The sequence below is a fragment of the Cellulosimicrobium sp. Marseille-Q8652 genome (genome assembly GCF_965112045.1).
Window position 1 is genome coordinate 912,085 of record NZ_CBCOPS010000001.1, and the last position, 25,257, is coordinate 937,341.

Genomic DNA, 25,257 nt, shown 5'->3' on the forward strand with positions numbered 1-25,257 from the left:
CGGTGCGTCACTCGGCGGGCTTCAGGTTGCCGAGGACGTAGCCCGCGGAGACCGAGCCCCACGACGGCGGGAAGGCGTAGAGGTCGTCCTCCGTCGGCCAGCCCGTGTAGTCCGTGTCGTTGAAGAAGGTCTGCGTCGCGTTGATGACGAGGGGGATGTACGGCAGGTCGCGCGTGATCTCCGCCTGGATCGTGGCGTAGGCCTCCTTCTTCGCGGCCTCGTCGTTCGTCGCGGCGGCCGCCTGCACGGCCTCGTCGACGACGGGGTTGGCGTAGCGCGAGAAGTTCCACTCGCCCGGCTCGAGCTGGGTGCCGACGGCCTGCGTGTAGTCGCCGGAGAACCAGTCGCGGTAGATCTGGAACGGGTCGGCGACCGAGGTGCCGATGACGCCGCCCATGATGAGCTGGTAGCTGCCGGACTGGCGCGAGTCGGAGAACTCCTGCCAGCTCACGGTGCTCGCCGTGACGGCGATGCCCGCGGCCCTGGCCTGCTCCTCGATGAGCTTGGCGGCGTCGTTGTAGTCGGTCCAGCCGTCGACGGAGGTCAGCGTCAGCTCGACCTTCTGGCCGTCCTTGGCGTAGATCCCGTCGTCGCCCTTGGCGTAGCCGGCCTCCTCGAGGACCTTGCCGGCGGCCGCGACGTCGGCCGACTGCGGGCTCTCCTTCTCCACGTCCGGCGAGATCCACTGGTCGTCACGGCCGAGGAGCGCGAACGTCGGGGAGATCGTCCCGGCCAGGCCCACGAACGCCTTGTCCGTGATCGTGCCGCGGTCGATGGCGAGGTCGAGCGCCTGGCGCACGGCGACGTCGGTCTGCGGGCCGGTGCAGCCGAGGTCCGCGTTGGCGCACGTGTAGAGCACCGTCGGGTCCTGCGGCGTGTTCACGTAGCCCGTGGGGCCTCCCGAGGAGGCGACGCCCTCGGGGTCCGGGACGAACATGCCCGCCCAGTCGAGGTCGCCCGCCTTGAGCAGGTCCTCGGCGGACTGGTTGGCGTCGATGCCGAGGTAGCGGACCTCCTTGACGGCGGGCTTGCCGTCCTGCCAGTAGTCCTCGTTCGCGACGAGGGAGTAGGCCGCGTCCGAGGTGGTCTTGACGGTGTAGGGGCCGGTGCCGACGGGCTCCTCGTTGGTGAAGGTCGTCATCTCCTCGGCCGACTTCTCCGACCAGACGTGCTCGGGGATCATCCAGGAGGCGCCGAGGAGCGCGAACTCGTTGGTGTACTGGGGGCCGTCGAACGTCAGGACGACGGTCGTCTCGTCGGTCGCCTCGGCGGACGTGAGGTACGCGGGCTTGGACGCCTCGTTGGTGAACGAGAACACCACGTCGTCGACCGTGAAGTCCTCGCCGTCGTTCCACGTCACGCCCTGGCGGATCGTGATCGTGAGCTCGGTGCCGTCCTCGTTCCACTCGAACGACTCGCCGAGCATCGGCGTCGGCTCGCTCGCCTGAGCCTTGTTGTAGACGAAGAGCGTCTCGTACACCGGGCCGAGCGCGCCGTGCAGCACCGTCGGCGCGAAGGGGTTGAAGTTGGCGACGATCGGGGTCTGGGAGCCGGCCCACACGTTGAGCACGCGGCCGGCCGTCGCGCCTTCCTCGCCCTCCCCCTCGCCGCCGCCCGAGCAACCCGTCGCCAGGAGGGTCACGCCGGTCACGAGCGCAACCGCCGTGAGCAGACGCCTGCGCGTCGTGCTTCGAATCATCATCGGTCCTTTCGCATGGACGACGCGTCGTCGCGTCGTTCGTCGTGCGCCCGGAGGCGTGTGCAGGAACACTAACTAATTCCCACCACGCGTCACGCAATACGACAGGAAAGTTACCTAACTGATACACGGCCGCAACGGACGGGGGCTTTCACGCCCTTGGGGCGGCCCGCGTGCCGGTCAGCGCGCGGCGTCGAGCGCCGCCCGGGCCGCGGCAGCGACGGCCGGGTCCGTGACCTCGTAGCCCGCGTCGCCGCCCCCGCCCGGACCCGCGTCGTCGCGCACGACGCCCTTCGCCGACAGGTGGACGGCGTCCACGCCGACGGCGACGAGCGCCGCGACGTCCTCGACCCGCACTCCCCCGCCGGCCATCACCTGGACGGCTCCGCCGAGCGGCCCGTGCGCTCGGGCCGCGAGCTCGCCGAGCCGGTCCGCGCCGTCGACGCTCCGGGCCGCGCCGCCCGAGGTCAGCACGCGGTCGATGCCCAGGGCCGCCAGGACGTCGAGCGCGGCGAGCTGGTCGGCGACGACGTCGAAGGCCCGGTGGAACGTCACCTCGGCGCCGCCGGCCGCCGCGACGAGCGCCCGCACCGCGTCGGCGTCCACGGCGCCCTGCGGGGTGAGCGCCCCGACGACGACGCCGCTCGCGCCCGCCTCCACGGCCGCCCGCACGTCGCGGACCTGCACGTCCACGTCGTCGGCCGAGCACACGAACCCGCCCGGCCGGGGCCGCACGAGGACGTGGACCTGGGGCCCGGGCACGCCGTCGCGGCCGGCGCCGCGGGCGACGTCCAGGGCGGCGGCGAGCAGGCCCGCGCTCGGCGTGAGCCCGCCCGTGGCGCCGAGCCCGACGCAGAGCTCCACCCGGCGCGCGCCCACGGCGGCCGCGACGCGCACGCCCTGGGGGTCCTGGACCGCGAGCTCGAGCGCCACGTCGCGCCCGGCCGCTCGTGCGCCGCCCTCGTTCCCGTTCGTCGTCACCGTGCGCTCCCGTCGTCCCGTCGGCGTGCGGCCGGTCGGGCGCGCGTGCACGCACGCCCCGGCCGCCCGCCAGGGTAGACGACGGTCAGATGACCCCGAGCGCGATCATCGCGTCGGCCACCTTGGTGAACCCGGCGATGTTCGCCCCGAGCACGTAGTTGCCCGGTGCGCCGTACTCGTCGGCCGTCTCGACGCAGCGGTCGTGGATGCCCGCCATGATCTGCGCCAGACGCTCCTCGGTGTGCTCGAACGTCCAGGCGTCGCGCGACGCGTTCTGCTGCATCTCGAGCGCCGACGTCGCGACCCCGCCGGCGTTCGCCGCCTTGCCGGGCGCGAACAGCACGCCGGCGTCCTGCAGGAGCGCGACGGCCTGGGGCGTCGTCGGCATGTTCGCCCCCTCGGCGACGGCGACGACGCCGTGCGCGACGAGCTGCTTCGCGGCCCGCTCGTCGAGCTCGTTCTGCGTCGCGCACGGCAGCGCGACGTCGGTCGGGACGTCCCAGATCGAGCCGTCCGTGACCAGGCGGGCACCCGGCCGGCGGGCCACGTAGTCCGCGACGCGGCCGCGCTCCACCTCCTTCACGTGCCGGAGCAGCGCGAGGTCGACGCCGAGGTCGTCCACGACGTAGCCGGAGGAGTCCGAGAACGCGACGACGTGCCCGCCGAGCTGCTGCGCCTTCTCGATCGCATAGGTCGCGACGTTGCCCGAGCCGGACACCGTGACACGGCGACCGTCCAGGTCGCGCCCGGTCGTGGCGAGCATGCGCTCGGCGAACAGGACCGTGCCGTACCCGGTCGCCTCCGTCCGCACGAGCGACCCGCCCCAGCTGATCCCCTTGCCCGTGAGCACGCCGGACTCGTACCGGTTGGTGATGCGCTTGTACTGGCCGAAGAGGTAGCCGATCTCCCGCCCGCCGACGCCGGTGTCCCCCGCGGGGACGTCGGTGTTCTCGCCGATGTGCCGGTAGAGCTCCGTCATGAAGGACTGGCAGAACCGCATGACCTCCCCCTCGGAGCGGCCGCGCGGGTCGAAGTCGGACCCGCCCTTCCCGCCGCCGATGGGCATCCCGGTGAGCGAGTTCTTGAAGACCTGCTCGAACCCGAGGAACTTCACGATGCCGAGGTACACCGAGGGGTGGAAGCGCAGCCCGCCCTTGTACGGGCCGAGCGCGGAGTTGAACTCGACCCGGAAGCCGCGGTTGATCTGCACGCGCCCCGCGTCGTCGACCCACGGCACGCGGAAGATGATCTGCCGCTCCGGCTCGCAGACCCGCTCGAGCACCGCGGCCTCGACGTAGCGCGGGTGCTTGTGCAGCACGGGGCCCAGCGAGTCGAAGACCTCGCGCACGGCCTGGTGGAACTCGGCCTCGCCGGGGTTGCGGCGCAGGACGTCGTCGAAGACGGACTGCAGGCGGCTGTCCATGGGTGCTCCTCGTCGGACGGGTGGCGGAACCCCCGACGGTACGCCCGTACCGGATTTTCGTGCACGTGCGTCTCACCCCCGGGCCGCCCGTCGCGTCACCGGCGCGACACAACCGTCCACCTCCTGAGAAAACTGGACTGGTCGAGTCGTCTTTCTCGGTTCCGTTGCTATACCCGTTCCCAGGGCAGCCCTGACGGCCCGTGCGGACGACGAGAACTGCGAGGAACGACCCATGACACACCACCTCCCCCCGACCGGCCCGACCACGGTCGTGGCCCTCTCCGGCAACCCGCGACCGGGTTCACGCACGCTCCGCGCGGCAGAGGCGCTCGCCCGACGCGTCGCGGCGCACCTGGACGCACCGGTCTCCGCGACGGCGGCGGACGAGCCCGCCGGCCCCGACGACGCCGTCGAGACGATCGACCTCGCGGCGCTCGCGGGCGAGCTCCTGGCGCCGGAGCACCCCGCCGCCGACGTCGCGCTCGCCCGGCTCGCCGGCGCGCGCGTCGCGGTGGTGGCGACGCCGGTCTACAAGGCGTCGTACACCGGGCTCCTCAAGGCGTTCCTCGACCTGTACGGCCCGGGCGGGCTCGCGGGCGTGGTCGTCGTCCCGCTCGTCGTCTCCGGCAACCCCGCGCACGCGCTCGCCGGAGAGGTCCACCTGCGGCCCGTGCTCGTCGAGCTCGGCGCCGTCGTCCCGACGCGCACGCTCGCACTCACCGAGGACCAGCTCGCCGACCTCGACCCGGTGATCGACGTCTGGCTGGCCGGCGCGGGCGACGCGCTGCGCCACGCCGCAGGCGGCGGTGCGGACGACCGTGCGACAGCAGCCGGCACGGCCCTCGCGGGGGTGGCCCGATGACCGCCGAGCCGACGACCGACCTGTCCCACCTCGAGGTGCTGCTCGCCGAGCAGGACGAGCCGCAGCTCAGCCCGGACGAGTACAAGGCGGTGTTCCGCCAGCACCCTGCCGGCGTCGCCGTCGTCGCGCTCGAGCACGAGGGTCGCCCGGTCGGCTTCACGGCGACCTCCGTCATCTCGGTCTCCGCCGCCCCGCCGCTGCTCGCGTTCTCCCTCGCGTCCACGTCGTCGTCGTGGCCCGCGATCTCCACCGCGCGCACCCTGACGGTCAGCTTCCTCGCCGACCACCAGGACGACGTGTCGGCCCGCTTCGCGACGAGCGGCATCGACCGGTTCGCCGACGGCGGGTGGTCGCGGCTCGGGACCGGGGAGCCCGTGATCGACGGCGCGCTGTCCTGGGTGCGGGGCAGGGTGGTGCAGCGCACCCCGGTCGGCGACAGCTACCTCGTCTCGCTGCGCGCGCTCGCGTCGCGCACCGGTGACGCGGCGCGGCCCGACGCCGCGGAGCCGGCCCGGGCCGCGTCGCCGCTGGTCTACCATGACCGGGCATACCACCGGATCGGTGACCACTCCGCCCTGTGAGCCCCGGACCGGACGAGCGTCAGGGCGTCACCAGCTCCAGCCGCGAGCGCTGAGCTCGAGCTCCTCGCGGAACCGCTCCTCGTCCCCGGCCCGGAACCCGGCCTGCAGGGGCATGTCCTCGACAGGAAGACCGGTGAGCCGGCACGCCTCGCGCAGGAGCGCGTCGTACGCGCCCTGGACCGCGAGGTAGTGGTGCGCGCGCGCGTAGACCTCGGGGTCCGCCTCGATGCGGCGCAGCTCCGCGGCCAGCTCGCTGAGCCGGACCTGGAGGCCCAGGGTCACGAGGGGGTCGGGCGCGGCGGCCCGACGCCGACCGTGGTGCCGGGGCGGTCGGGGCGCGGCCGGGAGCGGCCGCGGGTGCAGCGCGCGGAGCAGCACCCACCACACGGCGGCGAGGGTGCACGCCGCCGAGCACCAGAGCATGAGCTGCCACGTCATCGGAGCCGACCTCGGAGCCCGCCCCGCGGGGGGCCGCGAGGCGTCGTAGGGACGTCCTCAGTCTACGGCGAGGCTCCCTCCGAGAGCCATGCGTGGGTGACCTGCTCCCGCCGACGACAGACCCCTGCCCCCGCTCGTGACCATCGCCCTCCGGGTCGCCGTCCTCCCGGTCGGCCCCCTCCTGGCCGCGTCCCGGCCGGACCTCGGGGGACCGGTCCCGCCACCGCCCGTCGGCCGCCGTCAGCCGCCGAGCAGGTCGGGATGCGGGTGCCGGACGCCCTGCACGGCTCCGCGCGGGATGCTCGCGCCGATCGCCGCGACGTCGTCGGCCGTGAGCTCGACGGACGCCGCCGCGACGTTCTGCTCCAGGTAGGCGAGCCGCTTCGTCCCCGGGATCGGGACGACGTCGTCGTCCTGCGCGAGGAGCCAGGCCAGGGCGAGCTGCGCCGTCGTCACGCCGCGCTCGGCCGCGAGGCCCTCGAGCGTGCGCACGAGACCGCGGTTGTGCTCGAACGCCTCGCCCGCGTACCGCGCGTGCGCGCGGCGCACGTCGTCCTCGGCGAAGGCGTCCGGCGCGTCGACCGTGCCCGTGAGGATGCCGCGCCCGAGCGGGGAGAACGGCACGAACCCGATGCCGAGCTCGCGCAGGGTCGGGAGCACCTCGTCCTCCGGATCCCGCGTCCACAGGGAGTACTCGCTCTGGACCGCCGTCACGGGGTGCACGGCGTGCGCTCGGCGCACGGTGGCCGCGGACGGTTCCGAGAGGCCGATCGCGCGGACCTTGCCGGCCTCGACGAGCCCCGCGAGCGCCCCGACCGTCTCCTCGACCGGGACCTGCGGGTCGACGCGGTGCAGGTAGTACAGGTCGAGCCGGTCGGTCCCGAGCCGCGACAGGCTGCGGTCGACCGCGGCGCGCACGTACTCGGGCCTGCCGTCGACGCGGCGGCCCTCCGGGTGCCCGCCGGCCGGCGGGAGGCCGAACTTCGACGCGAGGACGATCTCGTCGCGGTGCGCGCCGAGCACCCGGCCGATCAGCTCCTCGTTGCGACCGTGCCCGTAGACGTCCGCCGTGTCGACCAGCGTCACCCCGAGCTCGATCGCGCGGCGCAGGACGACCTCCGCCTCCGGCGCGTCGGCCGGGCCGTACGCGTCGGTCACGGACATGCCGCCGAAGCCGAGCGCGGAGACGGTGAGCGCGGCCGGGCCGGTGCCGAGGACGCGGGACGGGAGAGCGGAGGACGCTGCTGCGTGGTCGGTCATGGCGACAGCGGACCACTCGCCGGTTCCCGGTGCAAGCGTCCGCCCGGTCCTCTCACCTGCCGAGAGGACGTGAACGCGGTGCGGTCACCGGGCGAGGTACCGCGTGACGACCTCGTGCAGGGCGGTCGTGGTCAGGCCGAGCGACTCGACGTCCACGCGCTCGTCGTTGCCGTGGAACAGGCTGCGGAACACGCCCGGGTCCCAGCGGTCGCTGAGCAGCCCGAACCCGTAGGCCGGGACGCCGCGGCGGCGGTAGAACCGCCCGTCCGTCCCGCCGGTCCCGAGCGTCGGGAGCGCGCTCGCGCCCGGGACGACGTCGCCCACCGTCTCGTCGATGATCGCGAAGAGCTCGGTGTGCAACGGGGACAAGGACGGCTCGCCGAAGTGGTCGCCCTCGACGTGCACGTGCTCGGCGAGATCGCCGAGCGCGTCGCGTAGCAGGTCGTCGACGTCCTGCGGTCGCGTCCCCGGGAGCACGCGGATGTCGAGCGTGACCTCGGCCTCGCCCGGGATGACGTTGGGCTTGGCGCCGGCGTGCAGGACGGTCGGCGCGACGGTCGTGTGCGTCGTCGCGTGCGCCACGGAGCCCAGGACACCGAGCGCGGGGAGCGCGTCGTCGAGCCGCTCCGGGTCGAGGAGCGCCTCCCGCACCTCCTGCGGGACGTCGAGGGCGGCGGCGTACCGCCGCCACAGGTCGCCCACGACGAGCGGCGCCCGGTGCTCGGCGATCCGGCGCACGGCCTCTGCCGCGAGGACGATCGCGTTGAGCGAGCCGTACGGTCCCGAGCCGTGCCCGGGCCGCCCGACGACGCGGAGCCGTCGCCCCGCGCCGCCCTTCTCGCCCACGGCGACGGTGCGCCGCCCGCCCGTGCCGACCGGGACGCCGCCCGACTCCGTGAGCACCGCGTCGACCCCGACGAGGTCCCAGCGGTGCGTCGTCAGCCAGTCGGCGCCCCACACGCTGCCGTGCTCCTCGTCGGCCACGGCCACGAGCACGAGGTCGCCGCGCAGGCGCCGTCCCGAGGCGGCGAGCGCGCGCGTCACGACGGCGAACGCCGAGGTCAGGCCGAGCATGTCGATCGCCCCGCGACCCCACACCCACCCGTCGACGAGCTCGCCGCCGAACGGGTCGCGGCTCCAGCCCGCGGGCTCGACCGGCACGACGTCCGTGTGCCCGACCAGGCCGAGCGACGGCGCGTCCGGGTCCGTGCCGCGCAGGCGCGCGACGAGCGAGGCCCGGCCGGGCTGCGGCTCGACGACCTCGATCTCGAGGCCGTCCACCCCGTCGAGGAAGTCCAGGAGCGTGCGGACGGTCCGGATCTCCTGGCCCGATCCGACCGAGCCGTCGTTGACGCACGCGTTCCGGACGAGCGCCTGGAGCAGCTCGGTCGTCTGCCCGGCGCGTCGGCGGTGGTCGTCCGGGCTCGCGCCCGGCCACGACGCGGGGGTGGTGGTCGTGGTCATCGGCTCTCCTCCAGACCCGCGAGCGCCCGGCGACCGGGGATGGCGGCGACCAGCTCGCGCGTGTAGGCCTCCTGCGGGTCGAGCAGGATGGCGTCCGCCGGGCCCTGCTCGACGACCCGCCCGGACTGCATGACGCCGACGTGGTCGGACACCTGGCGGACCACGGCGAGGTCGTGCGAGATGAACAGGTACGTCAGCCCGTGCTCGGCCTGGAGCCGCACGAGCAGCTCGAGGATCTGCGCCTGGACCGACACGTCGAGCGCCGACACCGGCTCGTCGAGCACGACGAGGGCGGGGTGCAGCGCGAGCGCCCGCGCGATCGCGACGCGCTGGCGCTGCCCGCCCGACAGCTCGCGCGGGCCGCGGCGCAGGACGTCGGCCGGCAGCGCGACGTCCTCGACGAGCGCACGCGCCCGGTCGGCGCGCTCGGACGCCGACCCGACGCGGTACGCCCGGAGCGGCTCGGTGATGATCTGCTCGACCGTGAACCGCGGGTCGAGGGACGCGTACGGGGACTGGTAGACGACCTGGAACCCGCGTCGCAGCGCGCGCAGCCGCTCCCCGCGCGCCGAGGTGATGTCCTCGCCCTCGAACAGCACCGTCCCGGCCGTCGGACGCTCGAGCCGCAGCGCGAGCCGCGCCGTCGTGCTCTTCCCGGAGCCGGACTCGCCCACGAGCGCGTACGTCCGGCCCCGCTCGACGGCGAGGCTCACGCCGTCGACCGCGACGAGCGTGCGGTGCGCGGAGCCGCGCGGCAGCGTGAACTCCTTGCGCAGGTCCCGGACCTCGAGCACGGGTGCGCAGTCGGCGCGGCCGGTGTCGTCGGGACCCGAGGCGCCCGGTCCGACGACGGACCCCGCCACCGCGGCCCGGTGCGCCCCCGCGCGGTCCCCGGCCACGGCACGCGACGGCTCGGCCGCCGCCACGAGGCGCGCGCTCGCGAGGCTCGGTGCCGCCGCGACGAGCTGCTTCGTGTACGGGTGCTGCGGGTCGTCCAGCACCTGGTCCGCGGTGCCCTCCTCGACGACGGCACCGCGCTCGAGCACGACGATCCGGTCCGCCCGGTCCGCCGCGACGCCGAGGTCGTGCGTGATGAGGAGGACGGCCGTCCCGAGCTCGCGCACGAGCCCGTCGAGGTGGTCGAGGATGCGGCGCTGCACGGTGACGTCGAGCGCGCTCGTGGGCTCGTCCGCGACGAGGAGTCGCGGCCCGGCCGCGACGGCGATCGCGATGAGCACGCGCTGGCGCATGCCGCCCGACAGCTGGGACGGGTACTGGCGCGCACGGGCCTCCGGGTCGTCGATCCCGGCCTGCCGCAGGAGCTCCACCGCGCGCCGGCGGGCTTCCTGGCGCCGTGCGAGGCCGTGGATGACGAGGACCTCGGCGACCTGGTCGCCCACGCGGGTCACGGGGTTGAGCGAGACCGTCGGGTCCTGCGGGACGAGCCCGAGCTCGCGGCCGCGCACCTCCTGCCACTCCTTCTCCGTGAGCGCGCCGAGGTCGCGCCCACCGAGCCGGATCGACCCCGCGGTGACGCTGCCGCCGCGCGGGAGCAGGTGCAGCGCCGCGTGCGCGGTCGTGCTCTTGCCCGAGCCGGACTCGCCGACGAGAGCGACGACCTCGCCGCGACCGACGGTGAGGTCGACGCCGCGCACCGCGCGGTACGTGCCGCCGTCGCGCATGCGGTACGCGACCTCGAGCCCGGCGATCTCCAGCAGCGGTCCGGGGGGCGCGGCGTCCTCGGTGGTGCCGGTGGTGGTGGTCATGACTCGTCTCCCGTCCTCTCCAGGGCCCGCGCTATCCGGTTCGCCGACAGCACGACGGCGACGATCACCAGGCCGGGCAGCGTCGTCAGCCACCACGCCGTGGCGAGGTAGTCACGGCCGCCCGACACGAGCGACCCCCACTCCGGCGCCGGTGGCGGCGTGCCGTAGCCGAGGAAGCTCAGCGCGGAGATCGCGAGCACCGCCGTCCCGAGCTCGAGCGCGACGAGGGCGACGACCGGGCCCGTCGAGTTGGGCAGCACGTGCCGCCACAGCACGCCGTACCAGCGCACGCCCGCACCACGCGCCGCCTCGACGTACACCGACGTCGACGTGCGCAGGACCTCGGCGCGCATGACGCGCGCGAACGTGGCGACGCTCGCGATGCCGACGGCGATCGCGACCTTGATCGTGCCGAACCCGAGCGCCGTGATGATCGCGAGCGAGAGCAGGATGCTGGGGATCGCGAGCAGGACGTCGACGAGGCGGCCGACCACGTCGTCCACCCAGCCGCGCACGAAGCCGGCGAGCAGACCGAGCGCCGACCCCACGACGAGCCCCACCGCGACCGCGACGACCGTCGCGAGCAGCGACACGGACGCACCGTGCACGACGCGCGCGTGCACGTCGCGCCCGAGGTGGTCGGTCCCGAAGAGGTGGGTCGTCGACGGCGGCTGCAGGCGGTCGGCCGGGACGCCCACGAGCGGGTCGTACGCCGTGAAGAGCTGGGGCACCACGGCCCAGGCCGTGACGAGGAGCACGACGACGCCGGCCAGGACGAGCCCCGGACGCCGCACGAGGTAGCGCGCGACGCGGCGTGCGCGGCCCGGCACCGGCGCGCCGCGCACCAGCCCGCGCCGGATGACGGACCGCGCGTCGGCACGGTCCGCGATCTCGATCTCGATCTCCTCCGGACTCCGAGCGGCGGGAGCGCCGGGCGCCACGGGCCGCCCGGTCACCTCGGGCGCGTCCGGCACCTCGGGCGCCTGGACGTCCGGCACCGCCGGGTGCGCGACGCGTGCCGCCGCGGTCGTGTCCGGTGCGGGGTCGCGCAGCACGACCCGCACCCCTGGCCTGCTGCTCATGCCGCCACCACCTTCTGTCGAGCGTCGATCCGCGGATCGAGCAGGGGGTACACGAGGTCGACGAGGAGCGTCACGACCACGAAGACGAGCGCCGAGAACACGACGACCGCCTGCACCACCGGGATGTCCTGGGAGTCCACCGCGGTCACCGTGAGCCGCCCGAGGCCGGTCCGCGAGAACACGGTCTCGGTCACGACGGTGCCGCCCAGGAGGCTGCCCACGAGCACGCCCAGCACCGTGAGCGCCGGGATCGCGGCATTCCGCAGCGCGTGCGCGAAGTGCACGCGCGCGCGGCTCGCGCCCTTGGCCCGCGCCGTCTCGACGTAGGGCTCGGTGAGCGTGCCGCGCAGGCTGCGCGCGAGGATCTGCGCGATCGAGGCGCTCGCGGGGATCGCGAGCGTGACGGTGGGCAGCACGAGGCCGATCGGTCCGTCGTCGCCGATCGCGGGGAACAGGGGCAGCTGGAACGAGAACCACTGCAGGAGCAGCAGGCCCACCCAGAAGGTCGGGAGCGCGACGCCCAGCGGGGGCAGCGAGGAGAGCGCGTGCCGCAGCCACCGCGCCCGGGGGAAGGTGCTGGCGACGGCGAGGCCGCCACCGAGGACGACCGCCAGCACGAGCGCCGACGCCGTGAGCGTGAGCGTCGCCGGGAGCGCCTCGAGCACGAGCCGGCTCGCCGGCGCCCCCGACGTGTACGACGCCCCGAAGTCGAGGCGCAGGGCGTGCCACAGCGCGTCGAGGTACTGCACGACCACGGGGCGGTCGAGCCCGTACTGCGCGCGGAGGTCGTCGAGGAGGGCGGGGTCGACCTGGTCCGCCTCCCCGCCGCCGCTCGCCATGAGCGCCGCAGGGTCGCTCGGCAGCAGGTACAGGACGAAGAACGAGATCGTGAACGCCGCCCAGAGGACGAACAGGCCTTGACCGGCGCGGCGCAGGACGTACCGGCCCATGGGTCGGCCTCCTTCCGTGGTGGTCCGGTCCGCCTGCCCGACGACGCTGCGTCGGGCAGGCGGACCCGGTCGGGTCAGTCCTGGACGACCCAGGCGTCGTAGAAGTCGAGGCGCGAGGACGCCTCGAACGTCAGGCCGTGGACCCTGTCGGACGCCGCGATGGTCGTCGAGAGCTCGTAGACCGGGATCGCGTGCCCGTGCTGGACGAGCAGGCGCGACGCCTCGGTGACGAGCTCCTGTCGTTCCGTCGCGTCGGTCGACGCGGCGGAGCGGTCGAGCAGGTCGTCGACCTCCGCGGCGTCGCGCTGGTTGATGTTGCGCGCGTTCGCCGAGAAGATCGTGCGCAGCACGTCCGGGTCGGAGCGCGTGAGGTTGTAGTAGTCGAAGTCGAAGTCGCCGCTCTCCTTGATGGCCTGCGACTCGGCGACGGTGACGTGCTGGAGCCGGAGGTCGACGCCGATCTGCGCGAGCTGCTGCTGCACGAGCTCGAGCGGCTCGGGAACCTGCCAGAAGGTCACCGTCGTCGAGAGCTTCTGACCGTCCTTCTCGCGCACGCCGTCGGCGCCCTCGACCCAGCCCGCGTCGTCGAGGATCTTCCTCGCACCCTCGGGGTCGTACGCGAGCTCCTCGGCGATGCTCTCGTAGAGCGGCGTCGAGTGGGAGAGCACGCCCGTCGCCGGCTCGTCCTGCTCGCTGAGGACCGTGTCCGCGATCTGCTCGCGGTCGATGCCCTTCGAGATCGCCGTCCGCACGGCCTCGTCGCCCGCGAGCGCGCTCGACTCGTTGGGGAACAGGTTGAAGACGACGCCCGGGTTCGCGCGGTACGACAGCCAGAAGCCGTTGCCGTCGAACTGCGGCAGGTCGACGGTCGAGATCGCCGCGGTCGCGTCGATCTGCCCGGACTGCAAGCTGCCGCTGCGCACGCTCGCCTCGGGGACGACCTTGAACGTCACGGTGTCCAGGTACGCCTCGCCCGTGTGGTCGTTCGCCGCGGAGCCCCACGCGTAGCCCGCGACCTTCTCGAGCACGATCTCCTGGTCCTGCGTGTACGACTGCACGGCGAACGGCCCGGAGCCCACGAACTCGCCGGCGCAGCGGTCCTCGACGCTCAGGTCCGCCGACGACGGCGCGAGCAGGCCGAGCGAGAACGTCGACGTGGCCTGGAGGAACTGCGCGCTCGGCTCGGCGAAGTCGACCGTGACGGTGCTCTCGTCGACGACCGTCGTCCCCTCGTAGCCGACGAGGTACTGCGAGCCGAGCGACGCCGCCGCGCCGAGCGCCACGATCGCGTCGAAGTTGGTCTTCACGGACGCCGCGTCGATCGGTGTGCCGTCGGCGTAGGTCGCGTCGTCGCGCAGGTGGAACGTGTAGCTCGACGCGTTCTCGTCGACCTCCCAGCTCTCCGCGAGCCACGGCAGGATCTCACCGGTCTCCGGGTCCTGGGCCGTGAGCGAGGCGACGGTCTGGCGAGCGGCGGCGATGGCGTCGTTGTTGCCGACCTGCTGCGGGTCGATGCAGTGGGAGTCGACGGTGATCGCGAAGGTCAGGTCGCCGCCCGCGACGGGCTCGGCCGGGGCCGACGCGGCGTCCGCGGTGTCGCCCGTCCCCGTGCCGGCGCCCCCGCAGCCGGCGAGCAGGAGTCCGGCCGCCGCGGCGGCCGCGGTGGCAGCCGTGGTGGCGGTCAGGGGCCGACGGCGGTGGGGTGCGCTGTTCATGGTCGTGCTGTCTCCTCGGGGTGCCGGTGGCCGGCGGTCTGTCGGCACCGGTGGACGTCGCTCCCCGCCCTGGGACGGAGGCGCGGCGGGTCCACGCGGGGGCCGTGCTTACCCCGCAGCGGGAGCTGCGCGGTCAGGTCGTTCCCGGAGCACCCCGTCACGTCGAAGGGTTGCTGGTCAGCGAGCCGGGCCTTCGTGCTGACGCTCGTCACCTGCGGCCTACGGAACCAATCTCGACCGTTCCGGTCAAGTATCGAGACGGACGTCCCGCATGCCGGACGGATGTTTCGCGCGGGACGCTCCCGACGGGGCTCTGGGCGACGGGTCCGTCGTCAGACGGCCGTGAAGCCTGCCGCGCGACGGGCGTCGGCGGGACCCCAGAGATCCGTCGTGACCTCGGCGCGGACCACGGGGACCACCTCCTCGGCGAACCGGCGCAGGACGTCCTCCTGCTGGGTCGCCGGGACGAGGTGGTTGACCGACACGGACTGCAGGTCGTGCCCGTACGACGCGTGGTAGTCGAGGATCTTCTCCGCGACCCGCTCGGGCGAGCCCACGAGCGCCGGCCCGCGCTCCACGGCGTCCTCGACCGTGCGGAAGCTCGGGGCCTTCCCGACGGCGTCGGGCCCGTACCCGCGCCGCGCCGCGGCGGCGACCTGCCCCTCGTAGACGGGCCGGTACTGCTCGACGGCCTCCTCGGTCGTGTCGGCGAGGAAGAGCCCGCCCGAGCCCGACCCGACGAACCCGTACGCCGGGTCGTGCCCGTGCTCCGCGTACCGCTCGCGGTACCGGTCGATGAGCACCTGGTAGTTCTCGCGCGGCTGGAGCGCGTTGGCGCTGACGATCGGGTCGCCGTACCGCGCCGCGAGGTCGACGGCGAACTGCGACGTCGCGGAGCCGTGCCAGACCCGGAACGGCCCCGCGAACGGGCGCGGGAGCGTCGTCGCGTTCTCCAGGGCGTGCCGGTGCCGGCCCGTCCACGACACGTCCTCCTCCGTCAGCAGGAGGCGCAGCAGCTCGTAGTTCTCCTCGAGGTACTCGTACTGCTTCCCGATGTCGAGCCCGAGCAGCGGGTATTGGAGCACCTCGTTGCCCTTGCCGATGACGATCTCGAGCCGCCCTCGCGAGAGCTGGTCGACCGTCGCGAGGTCCTCCGCGACGCGGATCGGGTCGAGCAGGGACAGCACCGTGACACCCGTCGACAGGAGGATGCGCGACGTGCGGCTCGCGATCGCGCCGAGGAGCACCGTCGGTGCCGACGACAGCACCTGGCCCGCGTGCCGCTCCCCCACGGCGAACGAGTCGAAGCCGAGGTTCTCGGCCAGCACGGCCGTGTCGACGACCCGGTTCAGCCGGTCGGCGGGCGCCACCGCCTCCCCGGTCACGGGGTGGGGCGGGTTGAACACGATGTCGAGCACCTGGAAGCGCACGGGAGACGGCTCCTCGCTGAAGGGTCGCCGCGCAGGCAGGGCTCGGGGTCCCCGGCCCCTGCCTGCGCGGTTCGGTGTGGGTGGTCGGGGGGTCAGGCGGCGTCGGCGCGCTGCGCCTCGGCGTCGCGCTTCGCGACCTCCTCGCGCACGAGCGGGATGACGTACCGCCCGAAGTCGACCGCGTCGTCGAGCAGGTCGTAGCCGCGAGCCGAGATCACCCGCACGCCGAGGTCGTAGTACGCGAGGAGCGCCTCGGCGACCTGCTCGGGCGTGCCGACGAGCGCGTTGGAGTTGCCCGCGCCGCCCGTCGCCTTCGCGGTGGCCGTCCACAGGGCCGTGTCGTACCGCTCGCCCTGAGCGGCGATCTCGAGCAGACGCTGCGACCCGGCGTTCTCGGGCCTGTCGATCGGGTGCCGGCGGCTCAGCTGCCCGCCGGCGGCGGCCTTGCGCGCCTCGATGCGGTCGAGCACGCGGCGCGCCTTCTCCCACGCGAGCTCCTCCGTGGGGGCGACGATCGGCCGGAACGCGGCGTGGATGCGCGGGGGCGTCGCACGGCCGGCAGCCTGCGCCTCGGCGTGCACGCGCGCGATCTGCTCGGCCGTGCGGTCGAGCGGCTCGCCCCACACCGCGTAGATGTCCGCCTCGGCGGCGCCGACGCGGAACGCCGCGTCCGACGACCCGCCGAACGAGATCGTCGGCGTGCGTCCCTCGAACGGCTTGGTGTCGAGCACGAAGTCGTCGACGTCGTAGAACGGGCCGTGGTGGTCGAACGGCTCGGCGCTCGACCACGCCTGCTTGACGACCTGGATGTACTCGTGGGTGCGCGCGTACCGCTCGTCCTTCGTGAGCGTGTCGCCCTCGCGCGCCTGCTCGTGGTCGTTGCCGCCCGTGATGAAGTGCACGGAGAGGCGCCCGCCGGAGAGCTGGTCGAGGGTCGCGAACGTCTTGGCCGCGTACGTCGGGTAGGAGACGTTGGGCCGGTGCGCGAGCAGCAGCTCGATCGTCTGCAGGCGCGACGCCGTGTAGGCGGCGAGCGCCGCGGGCTCCGGGCCCGAGGACCCGTAGGCGAACAGGACGCGCGTCCACCCGTTGTCCTCGTGCGCGCGGACGATGCGCTCGAGGTACGCCGGGTCGAACGCGGCGGTGGTGCGCTCGGTGGTCTCCGAGGCGTCGTTGGTCGTGGCGATGCCGAGGAACTCGACGGGCACGGGGGTCTCCTTCGGTCGGGGTGGGTGGTCGTCGGACGGCGCGCGCCGCCCGGGAGGCGGACGTGTCCGCGGGTCGTGGCGGTCCGCTCAGGCCGGTCCGGCGGGCTGCTCCGCCGCGACCGGCGCGGTCGACGGGAGCCCGGCGACGCGCCACGCGGGGAAGCCCCCGGCGACGTGCGACACGTTCGTGTACCCGCGCGCGGCGAGCGCCTCGGCGACGGGGCCGGAGCCGTTCTCGGACCCGCACACGACGACGACGGGCGTGTCGAGGGACACGGCCGGGGCCGACGCCGGACCGAAGAGCGCGTCGAGGTCGGCGCGGTCGGCGAGCGTCGCGCCGGGGATGTCGCCGTGCGACGCGCGCCCGGCGGCCGAGCGGACGTCGACCAGCAGGGCGCCGGCGGCGACCTTCGCGCCGGCGTCGGTGGCGGACTGCAGGGGTGGGACGGTGGTCATGCTTCCTCCTCGAAGGACGGGTGGGGAGTCGGGACGATCTCGGGGTCAGCGGGCGGCGGCGAGCTCCTGGACGCGCGCCGGCGCGAACCAGTGCTCCGCGAGCAGCTCGAAGGACCGGCGGGCGTCGGCCGGGTCGTGGGTCGCGGTCGTCACGAGCAGCTCGTCGGCGCCGGTCGCCCGACGCAGCGTCTCGAGCCGGGAGACGACCGTCTCCGGGTCGCCGACGACGCGCGTGTCGACGCGGTCCGCGACGGTCGCGCGCTCGGCCTCCGGACGGTCCTCCCACGCGGGCGCGACACCCGGGCGGGGATAGGGGATCGCACCGGCGGCGCCGCGGCGGATCGACAGGACCCAGTCGGCGAACGGCGTCGCGAGCGCGCGGGCCCGCTCGATCGTGTCCGCGACGAGCACGTCGGCGGAGACGACGACGTACGGCGCGTCGAGCACCCCCGGCCGGAACGCCGCACGGTAGGCCGCGACCGTCTCGAGGGTGTTCGACGGGCTCACGTGGTAGTTCGCCGCGATCGGCAGGCCGAGCGCCCCGGCGACGCGCGCGCTCTCGCCCGGGCTCGACGCGAGGACCCACAGGTTCCAGTCCGCGCCCTCGACCGGCGGGCTGACGTACGGGTGGCCGTCCGCGTCGCGGTAGGAGCCCGCGCGCAGGCCCAGGACGAGCTCGAGCTCGTCCTGGAAGCTCGCGGGCGTGCGCGCGGCCCCGACGACGCGCTTCTGCGCGAGGAGCCGCTCGCGCAGCACCGAGTCGGTGTGGTCGACCGGCGGCGCGCCCGGGACGTAGAGGCCGTCGACGACGCGCGCCCCGGCGACCGGTCCGGCCACCGGCGCGGGCGGCGCGGCCGGCCCGCTCGCCGCGCGGCCCGTCGGCGGCGTGAACGCGCGGCCGAGCCCGAGGTCGACGCGGCCGGGGTGCAGGGCGGCGATCGTGCCGAACTGCTCGGCCGCGACGAGCGGGCTCGTCGTGCTGAGCAGCACCGCGCCGCTGCCCACCCGGATCCGCTCGGTGCGCGCCGCGACGGCGGCCGCGAGCACCGCCGGAGCCGCCGAGCCGACACCCGGCGACAGGTGGTGCTCCGCGTACCAGACCCGGTGGTAGCCGAACGCGTCGAGGTCGCGCGCCAGCTCGACGGCGCGGCGCACGGCGTCCTGCCCGGTCGACCCCTCCGGGACGATCGCGAGGTCGAGCACGGACAGGGGCACGCGCCCGGCGGTGGCGGTGGTCTCGGTCATCGGTGGTTCCTCTGTGTCGGTGCCGCCTCGCGGGCGGTCGTGCGGTCGTGCGGTCGTGCGGCCCGTGGGTCGCGGGTGCTGCTCAGCGGGACGGGAACCCGAGCGCGGCGAGCGCGCTGCGCAGGTGCGCGCGGCCGCGCAGCGCCCCGGGCACCCGCAGGCGGTCGACGACCCGGTGCCGCCACCCGCCGTCGAGCCCTTCGGCGCGGTAGAACGGCTCGATGCGTTCCTCGTAGGCGGTGACGTGCTCGTGCTGGGCCGCGAGGTCGTACCGCTCGGCGTGGAGCACGGCGCCCTGCGGCAGCCGGGGCTTGACGCGCTCGCCACCGGCCGGGTCGGGGTGCCCGACGACGAGCCCGACGACGGCGACGACCCCCTCGGGGAGCCCGAGCTCCGCCGCGACCTGCGCCGGGTAGTTGCGCAGCGCGCCGATGTAGACGGTGCCGAGCCCGAGGGACTCGGCCGCGACGACGGCGTTCTGGGCGGCGAGGGCCGCGTCGACGAACGCCACGACGGTCGTCTCGAGGTAGTCGGTCGCGTCGAGCCGCACCCCGGCGCGGTCCGCGAGGGCGCGGGCGCGGGCGACGTCGGCGAGCCAGACGAGGAGGAGGGGCGCGGTCCGGACGTGCTCCTGGTCTCCCGCGAGGTCCGCGAGCCGCGCGCGGCGCTCGGGGTCGGTGACTGCGACGACGCTCCAGAGCTGGAGGTTCGACGACGTCGGGGCGGACTGCGCCGCGGCGACGAGGGTCGGCACGACGTCGGCGTCGAGCGGGTCCGTGAGGTAGCGGCGGACGGTCCGGTGCGCGAGCTGTGTCCCGAGCACGGCCGCCGCGCCGTCGGGCAGGTCGGCGAGACCGGTGCGCGCGCCGGGCGCGGCGCCGTCCACCGCGTCGGGGTCGACGCCGTAGCGCGCGGCGAGCGTGGACGGCCCGGGGCCGCGGGACGGTCCGGGCGGCACGGCGGCCGCGCCGACGGGGGCTGCGGGCCCTGGGGTGGCGTCGGCGGAGACGGCGAGCGTCATGAGGCGGTCCTCTCGGGACGGGCGGCGAAGCGGTGGAGGGCGAACCGGGACGCGGCGTCCGAGCGCCCGGTCGCGAGGTCGGCGAGGACGCGCCCGATCGCGGGCGCGAACTTGAACCCGTGACCGGAGGAGCCCGCGCCGACGACGAGGTCACCGCGGCGGTCGAGCACGAAGTCGTGGTCGGGCGTCGTCGTGTAGGTGCAGCTCACGGGGACGAAGGCGTCCGCGTCGAGACCGGGCAGCCACGTGCGCACGTACTCGCGCAGCGCGGCGAGCTGCGCGGGCTCCGGGCGGTAGGTCCGGCGGTCGGGGTCGGTCACGGGCCCGACCCCGTGGAACCCGACCTTGACGCCCTCGCCCGGCGTCGCGAGGCCGTAGACGCCGCTCGGGTACGCCGTGCCGGGGCCGACGTCGTGCGTGAAGGCCGGCCAGTCACCCGACGCCGGGCCGGGACGCACCGCGAAGTGCGCGGGCTGCTCCTGCGTCACGACGAGCGGCAGAGCACCCACGGGCGTGCCGTCGAGCAGGCCTGCGCTCCACGCGCCGACGGCGAGCACGACGACCCCCGCGACCACGTCCCCCGTGTCCGTGACGACCCGGGTCCCGCCGGGGACGCGTTCCAGGTGACGCACGGGCGACTCGTGCCGCACGTGCGCCCCGTGCGCCGTCGCCGCCCCCTGGAGGGCGGCGACCGCGCGATCGGCGTGCAGGCGGCCCGCGGAGGTCTCGTGCAGCACGCGCCCCTCGAACCGCAGGCCCGGCCAGCGCTCCTCGGCCCCGGCGGGGTCGAGCCACTCGTGCCCGATCCCCCGCGCGGAGAACGCCGACGCGATCGCGTCGACCCGACGCTCGGCGGTGGCGTCGCGTCGCCCGTGGCTCACCCCGCCCGTGACGGCGAGGATCTCGAGGCCGCTCTCCGCCTCGAGCTCGCGCCACAGCCCGAGGGCCTCCTGGGCGAGGTCGAGGTACTCGGGCTCGGCGTACGTCGTGCGGTAGATGCGCGACGCGCCGTGCGACGCGCCGTGGACGTGCCCGGGCTCGAAGCGCTCGAGCAGCACCACGTCGCGGCCCTGCCGGGCGAGGTGCCACGCCGTGGCGGAGCCCATGACGCCGCCGCCGACGACGAGGTGGTCGACGTGCTCGGTGCGCTGGGACATCGGACTCACTCGGTCTTGGGCAGGCCGGGCGGGTTGGTCTCGGACCTCTCGATCGCCTCGGACTCCAGCCCCCAGCGCTCGAGGACCTCGAGGTAGGTGCCGTCCTCGATCGCGTGGTTGAGGGCCGCCGTGATCGCCGGCGCGACCTCGCCGCCCTTCTTCGTCGCGACGGCGATCTGCGCGGTGTCCGGCCAGCCGCCGTTGAGCGTCCCGACGACCTTGAAGTCCTGGGGCGAGACGGCCGCCTGGTAGGCGAGCGAGGCGTTCGGGCCGACGTACGTCTCGAGGCGGCCCGACTGGACGGCGAGCAGCACGTCGGAGAACTGCTCGTAGTACTCGGGACCCTGGATCGGCTCGAGGCCGTCCTCCTGGTTGAGGCGGTCCCACTCGAGGACGATCTTCTCCTGGTTGGTCCCCGAGCTGACCCCGACGACCTTGCCCGCGATGTCCTCGCGCTGCGTGATCGACTCGATGTCGGAGTCCGCGGCGACGAGCCAGCCGAGCTCGTCGGTGCGGTACGTGGAGAAGTCGATCGTCTCCTTGCGCTCCTCGGTCACGGTGACGTTGGAGATGACGGCGTCGACGGCGCCCGAGCCCAGCGCGAGCGGCCAGTCGGCCCACGCCTTGACCTCGAGGCGCAGCTCCTTGCCGAGGGCGTCGGCGACGAGCTGGGCGATGTCCGTCTCGTTCCCGATCGGCGTCTCGTCGTCGTCCGCGAGGAAGCCGAGCGGCGGGGCGGCGCCCGCCGAGATCGCGACGACGATCTCGTCCTTGTCCTTCCAGGCGTCCGGCAGCAGCGCGACGGCCTCCGCGGACTCGGTCGTCCGGATGCGGTCCTGCTCGGGGCTCGTGCTCACGTCGAGGGCTTCCGAGACCGACGCCTCGGTGCTGCCCGACCCCCCGCCCGCCTCGTCGGCGGCGGCGGGCGCCTCGGTGCTCACGCCGGCGCACGCCGTGAGCGCGAGCAGGGGCACGGCGGCGAGGGCGGCGAGCGCGCGGGCGGCGCGGGCGCGGGTGGTCGTTGCGGTCACGGGTTGTCCTGCCTTTCGGTGGCGCGTCGGGTGACGCGGGGAGTGCGGTGCGACGGCGGCCGGTCGGCCGGTCGTAGGTCTGACGGTCGTGGTCGTGCGGGTCGTGGTCGTGCGGGTCGTGGTGGCGGTCCGGGTCGGCCGGGTCAGAGGACCTTCTCGAGGAACGCGCGCGTGCGTTCGTGGCGCGGGTGGTCGAGGACCTCGGCAGGCGTGCCCTGCTCGACGACGGCACCGGCGTCCATGAAGACGACGGCGTCGGCGACCTCGCGCGCGAAGCCGATCTCGTGGGTGACGACCACGAGCGTCGTGCCCGTGCTCGCGACGTCCTTGATCACGTCGAGCACCTCGCCGACGAGCTCGGGGTCGAGCGCGGACGTCGGCTCGTCGAAGAGCAGGACCTGGGGCCGGAGCGCGAGGGCCCGCGCGATCGCGACCCGCTGCTGCTGGCCGCCCGACAGCTGGCGCGGCCGCGCGTGGGCCTTGTCCGCGAGACCGACGCGCGCGAGGAGGTCGCGCGCCTCCGCCTCGACCTCGGCCCGGGGGCGGCGCTGCGCGGAGACCGGGGCCTCGACGACGTTCTCGAGCGCGGTGAGGTGCGGGAAGAGGTTGAAGCCCTGGAACACGAACCCGATCCGGGTCCGCTGGGCGAGGATGTCCCGCTCCTTGAGCTCGCGCAGGGTGTCGCCCCGGCGGACGTAGCCGATGAGGTCGCCGTCGAGCGAGATGAACCCCTTGTCGACCTTCTCGAGGTGGTTGATCGCCCGCAGGAGGGTCGACTTCCCCGAGCCGGACGGGCCGAGGATCACCGTGATCGACCCGGGTGCGAGGGTGAGGTCGACGCCGCGCAGCACCTCGAGCGTGCCGTAGCTCTTGTGGACCCCGTGGACCTCGACGAGGCCCGCGGTCCTGTCCTTCACGGTCGTGGTCATGCGATCCCCCCGGATCCGGCGGGCCGGCGCGCCGTGCGGGTGAGGACGCCCACCCGCGCACGTGCCGCGTACCCGGGCGGGACGGAGGGGGGAACGGGCCGGCCCGTGAGGCGGGACGCCCCCACGAGCACCGTCCAGCGCGCCTTCTGCAGCGGGGTCGGCGGGAGGGTGCGCACCGCACCCTTCGCGTAGTGCCGCTCGACGTAGTACTGCACGACCGTGATGAGGGTGGTCAGCACGAGGTACCAGATCGACGCGACGATGAGCAGCGGCACGACGCGGCCGTTGCGCCCGTAGATCACGCTGACGATGTAGAACAGCTCGCCGTAGGCGAGCACGTAGACGATCGACGTGCCCTTGAGCAGGCCGATGACCTCGTTGACCGCCGTCGGGACGATCGAGCGCATCGCCTGCGGGAGGATGATGCGGGTCACCTGACGCCGCTTGGGGATGCCGAGCGACGCGGCCGCCTCCTGCTGGCCCTGGTCGACGGAGAGGATCCCGGCCCGGACGATCTCGGCCGAGTACGCGGCCTGCGAGAGGCCGAGCCCCAGGATCGCGGCCCAGAACTTGTCGATCACCGAGAGCGTGTCGAAGTAGACGAGCTCGGGGCCGAACGGGACGCCGAGGCTCAGGTAGGGGTACAGGTAGGCGAGGTTGTACCAGAGCAGGAGCTGGAGCAGCAGCGGGACCGACCGGAAGACCCACGTGTAGGTCCACGACACCGACTGCAGGAGCGGCGAGCGCGAGAGCCGCATGAGCGCGAGCACCGTCCCGAGCGCGAACCCGACGACCGACGCGACGAGCGTGAGCCGGATGGTCGCCCACGCGCCCTCGAGGACCGACGGCCACGTGAGGTACGTCGCGACGACGCCCCACTCCCAGCGGTCGTTCGTGACGAGCGAGCTGACGACCATCGCGAGCAGCACGGCGACGACGGCCGTCGCGACCCAGCGCCCGGGGTGGCGTGCCCCGACGATGCGCAGCTCCTCGAGACGCAGCCCCGGGCGCACCGGCTCGTCCGGGTGCCGGCCGGGCGGCGGCACGAGCTGGCGCGACTCGTCCTGCGGGAGCGAGACCGTGCTCATGGCGAGACCTCCAGCCACTTCTCGAACGCGAGCGGACCGATCTCCTCCGGCTCGGCCGTGGTGTCGAACAGCGGCGCGTACCCCGTGGCGAGGTAGAGGCCGGCGGCCTCGGGCTGGCGGGGTCCCGTCGTCAGGTAGACGCGCCGGTACCCGCGCTCGCGCGCGCGGCGCTCGAGCTCGTGGAGCACGACGCGCGCGAGGCCGCGACGACGGTGCGCGGAGTGCGTCCAGATGCGCTTGAGCTCGGCGGTGCGCACGGCGGGCGTCCCGTCGGCCCGGCGCGCGCCGGGCCGGGCGAGCCGTGCGGCGTCGCCCAGCTCAGGCTCCGTCCGGCGCCGGAACGCGCCGCCCGCGACCGGCTCGCCGTCCTCGAGGACGAGGACGAGCTCGCCGTGCGGCGCCGCGAAGTCCTGCGCGGGGTAGTGCTCCATCTCCTCGCGGAGCTGTTCCGCCGTGAGGACGCGCTGGTAGCGGGTCCAGTACTCGTGCGCGAGCTCGTCGATGAGCGGCCGCACGAGGGGGTCGGTCATCGCGACCGACCGCACCTCGCGGCGCGCGGTCGAGCCGGTCAGGGTCGTCATCGTGGGGCCCGCTCCCCCGCCGTGACGGCGAACGGCACGTGGTTGCCCGGGACCGGCGCGGGGCACGTGCCGAAGTCCGAGAACGCGTACGGCAGGTTCGTCGTGCGGTTGAGGTCGAGCCGCAGCGTCGCGGGCGCGGACGCCGTCGCGTCGTCGGGCACGTCGACGCTCAGCACGCGCCACGGTGCGACGTCGTCCGCCTCGTCGCTGAACAGGAGCGTCACCGCTCCGCCGGGTCCGGCGGTGAGGACGAGCGTCGCCGTCCGGCCGTCGTGCTCGACGTCGGCCTCGCCGACGGCGCGCACGGTGTGCACGAGACCGGGGCGGGCAGCGCCGACGACGACGGGCCTCGGCTCGTCGTACCAGCGCACCGGCGCGTCGACGACCCAGGCGGGGTCGTGCGCGAACCGCGGGACGCCGGCGAAGCCGGTCCGGGCCGGGGCGAGCGGGTCGCGCAGACGGATCGCGGAGCGCCCGGTCCGCCGCACGACCTCGACGGCGACGCGGACGGTCCCGACGCCACGGTCGTCGCCCCCGTCGGTCGCCCCGCGGCCCGCCGGGAGGTACGTCCCGGCGACGCGCGAACCTCCCTCGTCGACGACGACCGTGCCCACCGGGCTCCCGTCCGGCGCGACGACGGCGGCGTCGTCGGGGAGGTGGTGTGCGCCGTCGCCGTCGGCCCACCAGAGGCCGGGCACCCCGGGGAGCGTCCCGGGCGTGCTCGCGAGCCAGTGGTAGCCCACGAGGCTGAGCCACCCGTGCGGCGTGCTCAGCTCCTCCTCGCGCTGTGCGTGCCAGGCCGCGAGCTCCGCCACGGCGGTCGAGGCGGTCGTGGTGCTGTCGAGCGTGGTCGTCATGAGGTCCTCCGGGGGAGACGGCGATGCGGGGTG

General features: G+C 74.5%; 23 protein-coding genes and 1 riboswitch. Of the genes, 2 read left to right on the forward strand and 21 right to left on the reverse strand.

Going from position 1 to position 25,257, the window contains the following annotated elements; genetic code table 11:
- Positions 1 to 7: 7 nt before the first annotated feature.
- From ACWPWV_RS03995 to gdhA, 3 genes are all read right to left on the reverse strand, one after another.
- Positions 8 to 1,699, reverse strand: a complete 1,692-nt coding sequence (locus tag ACWPWV_RS03995; RefSeq protein WP_454041660.1) for an ABC transporter substrate-binding protein — start codon at positions 1,697 to 1,699, stop codon at positions 8 to 10.
- A gap of 180 nt (positions 1,700 to 1,879) precedes the next feature.
- On the reverse strand, positions 1,880 to 2,680 hold the full coding sequence (locus ACWPWV_RS04000) for a copper homeostasis protein CutC (protein WP_454041661.1): 801 nt from the start codon (positions 2,678 to 2,680) through the stop codon (positions 1,880 to 1,882).
- A gap of 85 nt (positions 2,681 to 2,765) precedes the next feature.
- Entirely contained in the window at positions 2,766 to 4,103 is a 1,338-nt protein-coding gene (gene gdhA / locus ACWPWV_RS04005) for an NADP-specific glutamate dehydrogenase (RefSeq protein WP_454041662.1), read from the reverse strand.
- 232 nt (positions 4,104 to 4,335) lie between these two features.
- On the opposite strand from gdhA, the gene ACWPWV_RS04010 reads away from it, so the two are divergent.
- Together ACWPWV_RS04010 and ACWPWV_RS04015 are read left to right on the forward strand one after the other, a co-directional pair.
- A complete protein-coding gene (locus ACWPWV_RS04010; RefSeq protein ID WP_454041663.1) occupies positions 4,336 to 4,965 on the forward strand; it encodes an NADPH-dependent FMN reductase in 630 nt (209 codons plus the stop codon).
- Positions 4,962 to 5,546 (forward strand): flavin reductase family protein, encoded by a 585-nt coding sequence (locus tag ACWPWV_RS04015; RefSeq protein WP_454041664.1) that lies wholly within the window; start codon positions 4,962 to 4,964, stop codon positions 5,544 to 5,546. Before ACWPWV_RS04010 ends, ACWPWV_RS04015 begins: the two co-directional genes overlap by 4 nt.
- A 27-nt stretch (positions 5,547 to 5,573) precedes the next feature.
- Here ACWPWV_RS04015 and ACWPWV_RS04020 read toward each other — a convergent pair whose 3' ends face one another.
- The 18 genes from ACWPWV_RS04020 to ACWPWV_RS04105 form a co-directional block, all read right to left on the reverse strand.
- Positions 5,574 to 5,984 (reverse strand): hypothetical protein, encoded by a 411-nt coding sequence (locus tag ACWPWV_RS04020; RefSeq protein ID WP_454041665.1) that lies wholly within the window; start codon positions 5,982 to 5,984, stop codon positions 5,574 to 5,576.
- 240 nt (positions 5,985 to 6,224) lie between these two features.
- Positions 6,225 to 7,244: an aldo/keto reductase gene (locus ACWPWV_RS04025; RefSeq protein WP_454041666.1), complete on the reverse strand. Its 1,020-nt coding sequence runs from the start codon at positions 7,242 to 7,244 to the stop codon at positions 6,225 to 6,227.
- 84 nt (positions 7,245 to 7,328) lie between these two features.
- Positions 7,329 to 8,708, reverse strand: a complete 1,380-nt coding sequence (locus ACWPWV_RS04030) for a M20/M25/M40 family metallo-hydrolase (RefSeq protein ID WP_454041667.1) — start codon at positions 8,706 to 8,708, stop codon at positions 7,329 to 7,331.
- Entirely contained in the window at positions 8,705 to 10,474 is a 1,770-nt protein-coding gene (locus tag ACWPWV_RS04035; RefSeq protein WP_454041668.1) for a dipeptide ABC transporter ATP-binding protein, read from the reverse strand. Before ACWPWV_RS04035 ends, ACWPWV_RS04030 begins: the two co-directional genes overlap by 4 nt.
- Positions 10,471 to 11,556: an ABC transporter permease gene (locus tag ACWPWV_RS04040; RefSeq protein ID WP_454041669.1), complete on the reverse strand. Its 1,086-nt coding sequence runs from the start codon at positions 11,554 to 11,556 to the stop codon at positions 10,471 to 10,473. Before ACWPWV_RS04040 ends, ACWPWV_RS04035 begins: the two co-directional genes overlap by 4 nt.
- Positions 11,553 to 12,506 (reverse strand): ABC transporter permease, encoded by a 954-nt coding sequence (locus ACWPWV_RS04045; protein ID WP_454041670.1) that lies wholly within the window; start codon positions 12,504 to 12,506, stop codon positions 11,553 to 11,555. Before ACWPWV_RS04045 ends, ACWPWV_RS04040 begins: the two co-directional genes overlap by 4 nt.
- 74 nt (positions 12,507 to 12,580) lie before the next feature.
- On the reverse strand, positions 12,581 to 14,221 hold the full coding sequence (locus tag ACWPWV_RS04050) for an ABC transporter substrate-binding protein (protein ID WP_454041671.1): 1,641 nt from the start codon (positions 14,219 to 14,221) through the stop codon (positions 12,581 to 12,583).
- Between the two features lie 99 nt (positions 14,222 to 14,320).
- Positions 14,321 to 14,434, reverse strand: a riboswitch (SAM riboswitch).
- 119 nt (positions 14,435 to 14,553) lie between these two features.
- Positions 14,554 to 15,651 carry an LLM class flavin-dependent oxidoreductase gene (locus ACWPWV_RS04055; RefSeq protein WP_454041672.1) on the reverse strand — a complete coding sequence of 366 codons (1,098 nt, stop codon included), beginning with the start codon at positions 15,649 to 15,651 and terminating at the stop codon, positions 14,554 to 14,556.
- A 92-nt stretch (positions 15,652 to 15,743) separates the two neighbouring features.
- Positions 15,744 to 16,859 (reverse strand): LLM class flavin-dependent oxidoreductase, encoded by a 1,116-nt coding sequence (locus tag ACWPWV_RS04060; RefSeq protein WP_454041673.1) that lies wholly within the window; start codon positions 16,857 to 16,859, stop codon positions 15,744 to 15,746.
- A gap of 87 nt (positions 16,860 to 16,946) precedes the next feature.
- Positions 16,947 to 17,315 (reverse strand): rhodanese-like domain-containing protein, encoded by a 369-nt coding sequence (locus ACWPWV_RS04065; protein ID WP_454041674.1) that lies wholly within the window; start codon positions 17,313 to 17,315, stop codon positions 16,947 to 16,949.
- 45 nt (positions 17,316 to 17,360) lie between these two features.
- Positions 17,361 to 18,560, reverse strand: coding sequence for an LLM class flavin-dependent oxidoreductase (locus tag ACWPWV_RS04070; protein ID WP_454041675.1), 1,200 nt, complete (start codon positions 18,558 to 18,560; stop codon positions 17,361 to 17,363).
- Positions 18,561 to 18,642: 82 nt separating this feature from the next.
- Positions 18,643 to 19,581, reverse strand: a complete 939-nt coding sequence (locus tag ACWPWV_RS04075) for a nitroreductase family protein (protein WP_454041676.1) — start codon at positions 19,579 to 19,581, stop codon at positions 18,643 to 18,645.
- Complete coding sequence (locus ACWPWV_RS04080) at positions 19,578 to 20,738, reverse strand: FAD-dependent oxidoreductase (RefSeq protein ID WP_454041677.1); 1,161 nt, start codon at positions 20,736 to 20,738, stop codon at positions 19,578 to 19,580. Before ACWPWV_RS04080 ends, ACWPWV_RS04075 begins: the two co-directional genes overlap by 4 nt.
- 5 nt (positions 20,739 to 20,743) lie before the next feature.
- Positions 20,744 to 21,769 carry an ABC transporter substrate-binding protein gene (locus ACWPWV_RS04085; RefSeq protein ID WP_454041678.1) on the reverse strand — a complete coding sequence of 342 codons (1,026 nt, stop codon included), beginning with the start codon at positions 21,767 to 21,769 and terminating at the stop codon, positions 20,744 to 20,746.
- A gap of 143 nt (positions 21,770 to 21,912) precedes the next feature.
- Entirely contained in the window at positions 21,913 to 22,698 is a 786-nt protein-coding gene (locus tag ACWPWV_RS04090) for an amino acid ABC transporter ATP-binding protein (protein ID WP_454041679.1), read from the reverse strand.
- On the reverse strand, positions 22,695 to 23,786 hold the full coding sequence (locus ACWPWV_RS04095) for an amino acid ABC transporter permease (protein WP_454041680.1): 1,092 nt from the start codon (positions 23,784 to 23,786) through the stop codon (positions 22,695 to 22,697). The genes ACWPWV_RS04090 and ACWPWV_RS04095 overlap by 4 nt, the downstream gene beginning before the upstream one ends.
- Entirely contained in the window at positions 23,783 to 24,367 is a 585-nt protein-coding gene (locus ACWPWV_RS04100) for a GNAT family N-acetyltransferase (RefSeq protein ID WP_454041681.1), read from the reverse strand. The genes ACWPWV_RS04095 and ACWPWV_RS04100 overlap by 4 nt, the downstream gene beginning before the upstream one ends.
- Positions 24,364 to 25,224: a DUF1684 domain-containing protein gene (locus ACWPWV_RS04105; protein WP_454041682.1), complete on the reverse strand. Its 861-nt coding sequence runs from the start codon at positions 25,222 to 25,224 to the stop codon at positions 24,364 to 24,366. Before ACWPWV_RS04105 ends, ACWPWV_RS04100 begins: the two co-directional genes overlap by 4 nt.
- Between the last annotated feature and the right edge of the window lie 33 nt (positions 25,225 to 25,257).